At 37.0% G+C, this 12,885-nt stretch carries 5 protein-coding genes; 1 reads left to right on the top strand and 4 read right to left on the bottom strand.

Annotation, left to right across the window (positions count from 1 at the left end):
• Positions 1 to 70: 70 nt before the first annotated feature.
• Complete coding sequence (locus tag P176_RS18950) at positions 71 to 2,359, top strand: CRTAC1 family protein (protein ID WP_051605393.1); 2,289 nt, start codon at positions 71 to 73, stop codon at positions 2,357 to 2,359.
• On the opposite strand, the gene P176_RS0103880 is transcribed toward P176_RS18950, so the two are convergent.
• From P176_RS0103880 to P176_RS0103850, 4 genes are all read right to left on the bottom strand, one after another.
• A complete protein-coding gene (locus P176_RS0103880) occupies positions 2,356 to 5,640 on the bottom strand; it encodes a VCBS repeat-containing protein (RefSeq protein WP_037348705.1) in 3,285 nt (1,094 codons plus the stop codon). The genes P176_RS18950 and P176_RS0103880 overlap by 4 nt on opposite strands.
• Before the next feature lie 123 nt (positions 5,641 to 5,763).
• A complete protein-coding gene (locus tag P176_RS19955) occupies positions 5,764 to 6,798 on the bottom strand; it encodes an IPT/TIG domain-containing protein (RefSeq protein WP_026753466.1) in 1,035 nt (344 codons plus the stop codon).
• Between the two features lie 701 nt (positions 6,799 to 7,499).
• Positions 7,500 to 9,413 (bottom strand): RagB/SusD family nutrient uptake outer membrane protein, encoded by a 1,914-nt coding sequence (locus tag P176_RS0103855; protein ID WP_026753464.1) that lies wholly within the window; start codon positions 9,411 to 9,413, stop codon positions 7,500 to 7,502.
• 11 nt (positions 9,414 to 9,424) lie between these two features.
• Positions 9,425 to 12,538 carry a TonB-dependent receptor gene (locus P176_RS0103850; protein WP_026753463.1) on the bottom strand — a complete coding sequence of 1,038 codons (3,114 nt, stop codon included), beginning with the start codon at positions 12,536 to 12,538 and terminating at the stop codon, positions 9,425 to 9,427.
• Positions 12,539 to 12,885: the final 347 nt, after the last annotated feature.

Genomic DNA, 12,885 nt, shown 5'->3' with positions numbered 1-12,885 from the left:
AGATTATAATTATACAATCAACAACGAGTGGATAACTAGCTTAATTTTTATTTAAAATTCTAAAAATGTTATGGAATTAAGTCTATACAAGAATCAATTCTATCACATCAAAAATAATATTGCTAAACTCTCGATTTTAGTAATATTAATATGTTTTAGTTGCAAGAAAACTAATAAAATTGAAACAGAAACGAAGCTCGTTACTAAAAATAAGAAGAACGCTACCCAAGAGATGATTGACGATATCGAAAAGAGAGTAGCGTCATTCAATGTAGAAAGCGTACCATATATTTTCAATAATGCTAAGGTGTCTGCAATTGAAAAAAGGCTTCAATCGACACGAGGAAATGAGAGACTAAATATTTTATTTTCGTATGGTTTAGAATTGCTGAACGCGGGAAAAACAGAAGAATCAATTAACGTCTTAAAAGAGGTATTAATGGCACTTGATAACATTGATGTGCCATCCAAGTCAGAATCGGTTTACTACATCAAAAAGCAAATGGCAATCGCTTACATGCGAAAGGCAGAACAGGATAATTGTTTTGCTAATCATAATGAAGAATCTTGCATTATTCCCATAAGTCCTAAAGGCCAACATATTATAAAGGAAGGAGCCGAGCAATCCATTGCGATGCTTGAAGAACTTCTTGAGTTAAATCCACAAGATCTTGAATGTCAATATCTCTTGAATATCGCTCATATGACTTTGGGACAATATCCAGAACAGGTGCCAAAAAAATTCAGAATTCCAGAGTCTCATTTCTCAAAGTCCGGAAAAATTATGCAGTTTAAGGATATTGCAATGAGTCTGGGTGTTGATGTTAATCTTAAGTCTGGCGGGACCTGTGTTGATGACTTCAATGGCGATGGTTATTTAGATATTATTGCGTCTTCATGGGGTTTTGATGACCAAATCAGATATTTTGAAAACGATGGAGTAGGAGGATTTACAGACAAAACGAAAGAAGCCGGCCTTGAAGGCGTAACTGGTGGATTAAATTTGAGGCATGCAGATTACGATAATGATGGACATTTAGATTTCATAATTTTAAGGGGGGCGTGGTTATCCATATATGGAAGTTTGCCAAATTCCTTGATGAGGAATAACGGTGATGGCACATTCACAGATACTACAAAATCTTCAGGTATCTATTCGCTCAACCCAACACAAACGGCGGTTTGGGTAGATGTAAATTTGGATGGCTGGCTCGATCTTTTTATTGCGAACGAATGGTCTGAAGCCAAGCAGAGTTATTGTGAGCTGTTTTTAAACAATGGTGATGGTACCTTTAAGGATATTGCTAAAGAGGCGGGTATTACCATTCCAGGATTCTTTAAAGGGGTGGCTAGTGGCGATATAAACAATGATTTATATCCAGATTTATATCTCTCTAATTACGATGGTTTAAATACCTTGTACATTAACACTACAGAGAACTCTGGAAAACCATCTTTTAAATTAGCTGTAAATGCAAGAGTTTCAGAACCGAAATTAAGTTTTCCAACCTGGTTTTTCGATTATAATAACGATGGTTACGAAGATATTTTCGTTTCAGGATATTCTTCTTCAGAAATTCTGCCAGCTGAGATGATGCTTAGAAATATTAGATCAAATACGGCTGAATATAGACCCTTTTTATATCAAAACAATGGGGACAATACGTTTAGCGAAGTCTCCATGGCAAGTAATTTGACAGAACCCATTGCAACAATGGGATGCAATTTTGGAGACTTGGACAATGATGGTTATCTAGACTTTTATTTGGCGACTGGAGATCCTGACTTTTTTTCAATCGTTCCAAATAAGATGTATCGTAATGTAGGTGGGAAGCGCTTTGAAGATGTGACCTATAGTGGTGGTTTTGGACACATACAAAAAGGGCATGCGATTGGTTTTGGAGATATGGATATGGACGGTGATCAAGATATTTATGCCGTTATGGGAGGAGCAGTTGAAGGGGATGTTTTTAGAAATTTGCTTTTTGAAAATCCTATTGGAAATGAAAATAACTGGATCAATATTGTTTTGGAAGGTAAGCAAAGCAACAGATCTGCCATTGGTGCCAAAATCATTATCTCGATCGAGGAGAATCATAAAGAGCGCAAAATTTACAATACAGTTGATTCTGGCGCTAGCTTTGGTGGTAACAGTTTAATGGCCGAAATTGGATTGGGAAAAGCTAAAGTTATCAAAAAGGTTGAGGTCAAGTGGCCCCACCAAACCAGACTAATTTCTGTTTTCAAAAATGTAGAGGTAAATCAAACTATTAAAATTATAGAAGGAGGGGAAATTCAAAAGCTAGATTTGCCTGAATTTTCATTTAACAAAACGATGCCTTTGCATAAGCATAACTAGCCTTTATTGATTTTAAAAATAGTCAGAGGCCCACCATTATTAGTAATCAAATAGCATTGTTCGCCATTAATCGTTATTTTTTTCATGGCTTTCACATTGCCTTCGGTAAAAAAGCTATGATCCATATATGGTGAAAGATTCCCTTTTGAATCTCCTAAAAGGATATAGCCTGTGTTAGCATCATAGCGAATGGTTTCCACTTCTGCCTCGTATATGTTTCCAACGCCTAAGACATCCAAATGACCATCTTGGTTCACATCGATTATCTCAAAGGCCATTGTAGGACCAAACTGAGCTGTTGTGGGTAGCTTTTGAATTTCGAATGAGCCGTTGCCCTTGTTCCTGAGATAAAGACTACTAAACTCAAATGCTGTCTTATGATAAGCTGCATTTAACTCCTTTTCGCCATAGATATCAATCAGGGTAGAATTTGCGAATTCTTTATAGGTCTGGATCTTTTTACTTACAAAAGGATTTTGTTCTGTAGAGCATTCCTTCCCTCTAATAGGAACCAGATTGCCTTTGTAGTATTTGCTTAGAATCATATCATATTTGCCATCCTCATCAAAATTTGTAGAATAAATATGGAGCGGCTTTTCTTTTGTGGGATGAAACTTGTTGTTATCCCCCAAATTACCCACCAGATAATCCATTTTTCCATCTTTATCCAAATCCACTTCAGTAATGGTATTCCACCAGCCCTCAGTCTCATTTAATGAAGTATTTGGAGCTTTAGTGAATTTTCCGTTTTGGTTGTTGAAAAAGGTAATTGGAAACCATTCCCCAACAACAGCTAAATCCTTGTCGCCGTCGCCATCATAATCCGTAAAAAGGAGGTCGTTTACTATGCCTATATCTTTAAGTTCTGGGGCCAGTTCCTCTGTGGCGTCCATATAGCTTCCATTGTTATTTCTCAGTAAATAGGTCTTGGATGAAAGGGGGTATTTTCCAGGAATTACCTGCCCACCAACAATCAAATCTAAATCTCCATCCCCATCAATGTCATTAGCGGCAATAGCTTTAGTGATTCCTAACATCTTGGGCAGTTGGTTGGATTTTGAAAAAGTACCGTTTCCATCATTTGTGTAAAGTCTATCTTGAAGCAATGGATTATTCTCTCCAATTTCGTAGCCACCACTGCCAACATACAGATCCAAGTCTCCATCATTATCGGCATCAAAGAAAAAGGAGGTGTTATCTTCGTATCCACGTTCTCTTGAAAACAAGGCTTCATTGGTTCTTTTATATGTTCCGTTTTGAGTTTGAATGTATAATTCCCCTGCTTGATTCAATGCACCACCGACGTAAAAATCCTCAAGGCCATCCCCATTAACATCAGCTACAGATAGGGCAGGACCTTTTTGGGACTGCTTTTGGGGCAGCAAAGTTTGCAAATCAAAATCATTAAAGCTATTTTCTTGATGCTTGTAGGTAATTCCTAAACTATAGGGATTGACTGTTACAAAACTTTTAGTGACTTTCTCTGGAACAATTCCATCAAACTTAAAGTCTTTTTTATTGAATGTAAGGGACTGGTTCACTTCAATATCGTCCATAGCCAATACTGAATTATCTCCCCAAATGACTTCAATGCGATCTATGGTTTCCTCATCACCCAAACCAAAATTTATTTGATATCCCATGGATGACTGATAGCCCCTAGATGGAAAAAACTCTTGGTATTGTTTTTTTTCCTTTGAAAAGACTCTAACTTTTGCACCAACGGCGTTCATATTGTTTTTATCCCCGATAAGCTTAATGTTAATGTAATTGTTGGTTGAATTATTTTTATAAACTGCTGCCTGATCAGACATATTGTTCATTACTAAATCCAAATCACCATCGTTATCTAGATCGGCATAGGCCGCACCATTGGTATTTATTTTTTTACTTAAGCCCCATTCTTCAGTCATTTTTTTAAATGATAAATCACCATTATTTTTATAAATATAGTTTGCGATTTTTTCAGAAGGCATAATACTCGTTATATCTTCAATTGTCATAGCTCCTTTTTCCTTTTGCTGTCTAAGGGATTCTCTTTTATAATCTTGATTACCTAATTCTCTTTCAATACCATTAGAAACAAAAATGTCCTTGTATCCATCGTTATCAAAATCAGCAATTAATGGCGCCCAGCTCCAATCTGTTTTAGAGATTCCTGCCAATTGGCCAATATCGCTAAAAGAACCGTTACCATTATTCAATTGAAGGGTATTAGCCATATAGGAATGCAAATACCCTGAATTTATCATTTTCCAAAAGCCTTCCGTATTCATGGAAGCCATATTTTCTTTTCCCCGTCGGTGATCTTCAGCAAGCATATCCAAGACTATAAGATCTGGTAAAAAGTCATTATTAATGTCAGCATAATCAGATCCCATCCCATTTAATGGAATATGTTTCAACCTCGTATTAATTTGGTTTGAAAAAGTACCATCTTGGTTATTAATATATAAATAATCAGGATGTATAAAATCATTGGCGACATACACATCAAGCCAACCATCATTGTTAAAATCTCCAATAGATGCACTTAATCCCCATGTTTTATTCATGAGTTTTGCTTGAAGTGTAACATCTGTGAATTTGTTGCCATCATTTCTAAATAAATGGTCTGATGTTTCCCTAAAATACTTCCTTTCGGAACCACTCTCAATCTTACCGCTTTGGTCAAAATCTGAGCGATGATTAACCAAATACATGTCTAGATCTCCATCTTTATCAGAATCAAAGAAATAGGATTGGATAGAAAAACCATTTTGATCCAAACCCCATTGTTTTGCTTCGTTTTTAAACGTACCGTCTTTTTGGTTGATAAAGAGTTTATTTTTTCGAAGTTCATCATTTCTTAAAGATGCGGATTTACATACATAAATATCCAGCCAACCATCGTTGTTAATATCTATCATAGAGACTCCGGTTGACCATCCCTCATTATCTTCCAGACCCGCTTTTGCCGTTTCGTCAACAAATTTGAAATCACCCTTATTGATGTATAGTTTATTGGAATTTTGATTTGAAGTAAAATAGATATCCTCTAAACCATCATTGTTTATGTCTCCTATAGAAACTCCTGCGCCGTTGAATGCATATACATATTCTAGGTAATTAAAATTGATGTCTTGCTTAACCGTGTTTTTAAAATCTATACCTGTTGTCGAATTTTCTACCAGTGTAAACAAAGTAGTAGTATCAGGAGATTTTTTCTCTTTGCCATTGAAATCATTGCAGCTGATTAGCAATGTAATAAATGAAATAAAAAGCCATTTTTCAGAAGTCATTTCTATAGTTTAATTATATACCAAAATAGAAAAAAGGCCATCGAATGACGGCCTTATTATTTTAATCAATTAGTGCCAGTACTAAACTGATACCATATATATGTAATGTCGCCTATTTTAAAACTAATCTAAGGTAGGTACTAATGTGATGTTGTCAATAAAATATACTGCATTTTCTGTAACCCCAAGGTCTAACACAACACTTGCTGGATTAGTGTTAGCTGTAAATGTCCACTCAATTTGTTGCCATTCTGTAGTGATTTCATAATTAGCACTGTAAAGGGCCTCGGGCGTGGTTGAAAATCTCATATTCCCGCCGTTTCCAGGAGTGCCTTGTTGTGCTTTTATTAACATTGACAGTGTGTAACTAGCATCAACTTCTAAGGCAGTTGCGGCACTAGCTATCTGTGTTCTCCATGCATCACCTCCAAATCCAACAGCACGTAAAGATCTTCCAAAAAACGCCTCTTCAGCTTCAGTTGTAGCAGTCATTAAATCTGCTCCATTGAATTTTGACCAATTTACAAACTCATCACCATCTCCAGCTTCGAGTCCTCCATTAAGAAGTAGATTATCACTTATCCAAAATTTCCCTGGTGCTACGGCTTCACCACCATCTGTTACGACTGTGATGTTACTTGCTTCGTTTATGGTAAGTCCAGAAGGCACCGTTATGACTAGTTCTGTTGCCGTGGATGAAACAACATTTGCGTCTATGTCACCTATTCTTACGTTTTGAAGATTGTCAAAAGATAGTCCTCTTAGAGTAACTTCTTCTCCTTCTTGAGCAGCATTGGTCGATAAGCCTTGTATAATAGGGATTGGTCTTATATTCAAGTTGATTTCTTCAGTAACGATGTAACCATCTGCCATCACTAGTGTCAGCGTTCGTTCTCCGGCGCCTCCGGTGGTAGGTGCTATAAATGTAATAGTATTTCCATCCAGCTCATAAGGAAACTGGTCATTATCCACAAACACAAATAAAACTGAGTTGAAATTTTCGCCTTGTAGAATTACCTCTTCACCAACAAATAGCTCTTCAGGAGAAACACTGTTGATAACTACCGGGACAAAATCTGAATCATCTTCACAGCTTACTAAAGAGCTAATTGCGAAAACAGCTAAAAATGCACCTACTAATCTTAAAGCTTTTAACATATTTTTATTGTTTAATTAAATTATAAAATACTAGTGTTTTAAAAAAATGATTTAATGATATTTCAGAGCTAAATTGATTTAAATGATCAAAACCAAATATTATCGCTGAATTATTTAAGTAATTGTAATTTTACCGTATTGATAATCATACGACCAAAAAAAGCATTTAACGTAAATATACATACTTTAAATTAAAAATACAACCGATTGTGTTAATTGTTTTAACATAATTTCTTTTTTTAAAGAATTGCTTTTGTAACCGATTATGATTGATTTTAAGACATCGGAGTAAAAGTCCGCAAGAAGTGGTTCCAAGTTAGAATATTTTTTGAATTTGAGCAGTGGCATTAAAATAATCATGACCATTATTCAAATTGAGAGTGTTAGATATATAGATATTGCTGTCCTATTTTTACAATATAACGATAGCCGCTTATATTCATGCTTAGCATATTCCACTCTCTATGATCACATCGTCTAATTGATTGCTGTCGTCTGCATGCAAATGGCCTGGGGTCTTTGAATGAAAATGGTTTTGGGTGATCATGACTTTAAGAAAGTCAGATTTTCAAAAACATCATTCTTTAACTAAGGTAGAGGAAGAAGATGCTACAAAAAATAAAAAGAGGCTGTTGTATTAACGGCCTCTTTTTGTATAATTTGAATCTATTAGACTAACTCAAATGTATATATTTTATATATTATTGATACCCTGGGTTTTGGTATGCTGCCTTTTCAGCAGCGCTCATATTTAAAAGATCTATTTGGTTTAATGGAACAGGTCTTAAATAATGATAGTCCTCAATGGTTCTATTTGTTGTTGTAGGACTGTGATCAGAAGCATCATTCCCACCAATTTGGTAACTAGAGGCATATTCTTGCCATTTTTGAGTACGTACTAAATCAAACCATCTTTTCCCTTCACCAAAATATTCACGAGAACGCTCTGCAAGAATATAATCTATATCGATAACTGCTGGCGTTGCGTTTACCAAAGTAGTACTATTGTCTTCAATACGTTCTTCCTGTTCACCATTGTCAAAACGCCACATTCCAGCACGTGCCCGTAAGACATTTACTAATTGTCTAGCAGTATAGCCGCCACTTGCGCCTTTTACAGCAGCTTCAGCCGCAACAAGATAAAATTCAGAATATTTTGCAATTGGATAGGGGCGAGTTATGGCACCATTGGGTGACCCCAAACCGCCTTCATTATCTGTACGATAAGTTCCTAATTTCCATAAACCTGGATAAAACCTTCTATTTATTTCATTTAGGTTGATAACATAATCGGATCTCCCCGGTATTTCACCACCACCTATATTTCCTCCATTTACATAAGTCACGTTTGGATTATATTCATCCAAGAAAGAGATTACCGCGTCGCCTGGAGCTATTTCCAGTCCGTTAGCAGCCGTAAGAGTTGGTGTAGTATCACCTGCCTTATCCCAGTTTCCTCTATAGCTACTCACAAATGTAGCGTCGTATCGGGAATCATTGTCCTTGTCGTCAAAGGTTTCTTCAAAAACATTAATGGGAGGCGCCATACGCGTCCAAGGTCGTCCATAACTTTGAGCAGCCTCGCGTTGTACTGCGGCCACACCGTCAACACTGATGGTCGTATAATTAGAAGTTGCCATCCAAGCAGCAGTATTGGCACTGCCACCGGTACCACTAAAACCTATATCTGCACCATTATATATTTGACTTTCCTCGGTACGGTCTGCATATAAAAGCATCTCATTATGACGATCGTTGGTCGCTACGTGCACATCGTAAAAGTAATCGAGTAACTCGTAAGGCCCAGGGTTTTCAATCCCTAAAATAGCGGTATTATAGGCTTGCTGAAAATAATATCCAGCGCCATTTCCATTAGGATCGGTTCGTGGAGTGTCGGGATAAGTTGGAATATTATTAGGGTTTTCGAGCCACCAAGCATAAGTTAAATAAGCTTGTGCTAGATACAACCTTGCCACATTTTTAGTAACAGCACCAGTAATTCTTTGAGTATCTGGTAAAGCGTCTACAGCAGCTTCTAAATCTGGAAGTATAGCTCGAGCATACACTTCGGGAACCGTATTACGAACCGACGTTCTTGTCGCAGATTGATTGAATTGTAGTTCTCCAGAGCCTAGATCTAAAGGTACACCTCCATAGGTTTGAACCAATAAAAAATAATACCAAGCACGGAAGAATTGAGCTTCCCCTATTAAGGATTCATCCAGTCCAACAGCTGCAGCATTTTCAATAATTCCACTTGCCGTATTTATGGCGCGATAGGAGTTACCCCAAACCACACCTACCGCAAAACCACTTTGCGAGCTTAAATTTCCTTGGTCAGTGAGATCAAAATCGAAAAAGTTATTATCGGCGCTCTGTGCAGCAGCATACTCATCGGTTCCTGTTTCGGTCATGTTCAGATAATACCCGTCACCATAAATATTTCTCATATTTTGGTACAAGTAGGTTAACCCCCCTTCTACACCCTGCTCAGTTTGAAAGAACTCTGGGGTAAAACGGTCTCTCGGCGTTTCTTCTAGAATATCTTCAGAACAAGATGTTACAATAAAAGCAATAGCTAAAATTGCAATTGATAAATACTTAATTTTTTTCATAGTCATTTTTTTTAAAATGTTACGTTTAGTCCTAGCAAAAAGTTTCTCGTTGTAGGTGCATTGGCTCCAATAGTTGGTATACCATCAGAGATATTACCTGTATCAACCGCTACATTTTGACGTGTTCCGTCGCCATTTACCCCAGAGTTGGTCTCAGGATCAAGTCCAGATTCATCGTGAAAAGGGGAAAATAAAACAAAGGGATTTTGTACCGTGGCGTAAAGACGCAGCCTTTTGATCCCCGTGTTATCAAGAACATTTTGATCAATATTATATCCTAAGGTCATTGCCCTGATTTTTAAGTAAGAGCCATCAAAATAGCCTAATGTACTCGAATATTTTTGGTTGTCCCCACTTTGAATACCTCCAGGTGCAGGATATTTAGCATCTGTATTAGTTGGAGTCCAATAATCTACATCCACATTATTGTTTCTACCAGTTAATAAATTTAAATAACCGCTTGAAGAATATAGAGTACTAACGACTATACCACCGCTTTGAAACGCACCTACCATATTCAAGTCAAAGTTTTTATATGCAAAACGAGTATTAAAACCACCCTGAAAATCGGGAGTAGGATCAATAATCTTCCTATCGTCTGGACCTATGGCGCGAACAGGAGAGCCGTCTTCGTTATATTCACCCGTATAACGCACCTTTATCATACCTTCATTTCCTCCAGGTTCTAAAATATCCAGGTACTGAAAGTTAGGATCTGACTGATTCCAAAGTCCGATATTTTCAAAATCATAGATCACATTGAGCGGAGAACCTACAAACCAGAGCGCTCCCTCATTTCTTTCTACACCTTCTGTAAGTGCAGTAATTTCATTTCTATTGGTGTAAAAGTTAACACCTACATCCCAAGAAAAACCGTCAGGATTGTCAAAAATCACTCCATTTAGCGCAACCTCTAAACCTTTGTTTTCTGTGGTACCGATATTACGGAATACATTATCAACTCCACCAGTAGGTGGTAATGGCTCGTTCAATATCAGGTCACGGGTCTTGGTTAAATAATATTCCACACTTCCCGATAGGCGATTGTTTAAGAATCCAAAATCCAAACCAAAGTTATAAGTTTCCGAAAATTCCCAAGTTAAATCAGGGCCGGGTAATCCACTTACAAAATAACCTGTGGCAAAATTAGGTCCAAAATTATAGTTTACTTGGCCTAAGCTTCCTAACGTAGAGAAGGGAGTAACCGCCTGGTTTGCGGTTTCTCCGTACCCTGCGCGCAATTTGATAAGGTTAGCCCAAGTTGCGTTTTCCATAAAGGCTTCATTGCTTACGTTCCATCCTAAAGAAACCGCAGGAAACGTAAACCATTCATTACCCTGAGCCAATCGAGATGAACCGTCTCTACGTAAAGTAGCCGTCAATAAATAGCGATTATCGTATTGATACAAAATCCTACCCATCAAGGATAGCAGCCCACTTTCACTATATCCGGTACCATAACCTAAGATATCTTCAGTAAGTATAGTGTCGTCATCAAGGTTATACCATAATGAGGTCTCATCCGGTATATTTCGAGCACTGAAACCTATATTGTCAAATTTTGTGTTTTGCGAGGAAAATAAACCTACGAAATTAACTTTATGCTTTCCAAAATTTCTATCATAAATCAACTGATTTTCGATAAGATAATCTCTTAAAATAGAGCTGTTGTAACTTGCTGAAGATGGATTTATTGGATTAAAGTTAAACACGCCCTCTCCGGTAAAATTACCGTCTCTGGAGGAACGATAGTTCAATCCCACATTTAAGCGATATTTTAAGCCCTCAATTCCAGGGATATCTACTTCACCATAAATGTTGTTATAGCTACCAAAGTCCAATTGTTCATTCGCTCTTCTTTTCCCTGTTCGGCCAATTTCGTTTCTGGTAGGTACCCAAATATTATCTGCTTGGGTTTGAAGGCGTACAGATTCTAAAAAGTTACCGTCCTCATCAAATGGACTAAGCAAAGGAGATGCGCCCAGATTTATACCAACGATGCTGCTGGTTTCACTAAAGTTAGTCAACGAGTTAATCCCAAAACGTATATGATCTCCTATATTTTGATCGAGTTGTACCCGTAAGGTATACCTATCGAAAGAGTCACCGGGAATAACAGATGTTTCCTGAAAATAACCCAGTCCAACATTATAGGAACCATTTTCACTTCCTCCCTGAACACTGATATCGTGAGATGTCTGCAATCCATTTTTGTAGAGCAAATCTTGCCAATCGGTATCATTGCCTAAAGATTCATCACCACCTAAACCGAAAATTGGTGTCCCACCATTGTTAGCAGCCACGTCAGCACGTAATTGTATGAGTTGCGCAGCATTCATCATTGGGAATTTAGCAAATACATCCTTGACCGCATAATAGGTATTATAACGTATTTGTGGTTTTTGGCCTTTTGTACCTGATTTTGTAGTTATTAAAATGACTCCATTAGCACCCCGTGAACCATAAATTGCGGTTGCCGATGCATCTTTTAGGATCTCTAAACTTTCTATATCATTGGGGTTTATATCATTAAGACCTCCAGAAAAAGGAATGTTGTTTAGAACAATCAAGGGATCATTTCCTGCTGTAAGTGAACGTACCCCTCGAATACGAATTTGCGGTGCAGATCCGGGTCTTGTACTGTTGGTTTGAATATTAACACCTGCAGCCCTGCCTTGAAGTGCCTGCTGAAAGTTGGCACTTTGTACCTCATTTAAGTCCTCACCTTTAAGAGAAACTACAGAACCTGTTACAGATTCTCTGCTTTGAGTACCATAACCAATAACAACAACTTCATCTAAGACGCCAGCATCAGGCTCTAGGGTTACGTTTATTTGAGTTTGATTATTAATAGGTACTTCTTTAGTAACATACCCTAAATAAGTAAATACCAATACACCGTCAGAAGGTACGTTTTCGATAGTGTAATTTCCATCGAAATCTGCGGCAGCACCCTTACTTGTGCCCTTTAAAACGACATTGGCTCCAGCAACAGGACCGTTTTCATCGGAAATTACCCCTGAAACTGTGGTTTGGGCAGACATTACAGAGCAGAAGAGTATAGCTAGTATTACAAACCATAGCTCTTTAATGTTTCTCCTTTTATAATTTAAAAAGTTTGTCATAGAAGATCATTTTAGAAATTGAAGTTAGTTGTTGATAAAAAATTAGTTATTAATATTTTGACGAAACAATGGATTAAATCGATGAATAATTAATTGGCGTAAATCATATGATGTTAACATGTATAAAAAAATCAAACATATTATGGCACATAGATTATATATAGGATACTTTCTCAATCTTTTTAAAGAAACCTCTCAATCAATGATTTTTAGAGAGAACAAAACCTGTTCTATATTATCTAATATGTGTTCTATATTAACAAATGTAAATAATACATTTTTAAAAAGCAACCGATTGTGTGAAAAGTTTGTTAATTTATTTTTATAAAATTATTTGGCCTGGCGTT

This window comes from Sediminibacter sp. Hel_I_10 (genome assembly GCF_000688335.1).
Lineage (GTDB): Bacteria > Bacteroidota > Bacteroidia > Flavobacteriales > Flavobacteriaceae > Psychroserpens.
Note: the sequence above shows the minus strand (reverse complement) of the source record. Positions and strands in the feature narration are given on the sequence as shown.

What these genes read in the sequence shown, in the direction of transcription:
- P176_RS18950 (WP_051605393.1), top strand. Translation starts at nt 71, where the DNA reads ATGGAATTAAGTCTATACAAGAATCAATTCTATCACATCAAAAATAAT.
- P176_RS0103880 (WP_037348705.1), bottom strand. Translation starts at nt 5,640, where the DNA reads ATGACTTCTGAAAAATGGCTTTTTATTTCATTTATTACATTGCTAATC.
- P176_RS19955 (WP_026753466.1), bottom strand. Translation starts at nt 6,798, where the DNA reads ATGTTAAAAGCTTTAAGATTAGTAGGTGCATTTTTAGCTGTTTTCGCA.
- P176_RS0103855 (WP_026753464.1), bottom strand. Translation starts at nt 9,413, where the DNA reads ATGAAAAAAATTAAGTATTTATCAATTGCAATTTTAGCTATTGCTTTT.
- P176_RS0103850 (WP_026753463.1), bottom strand. Translation starts at nt 12,538, where the DNA reads ATGACAAACTTTTTAAATTATAAAAGGAGAAACATTAAAGAGCTATGG.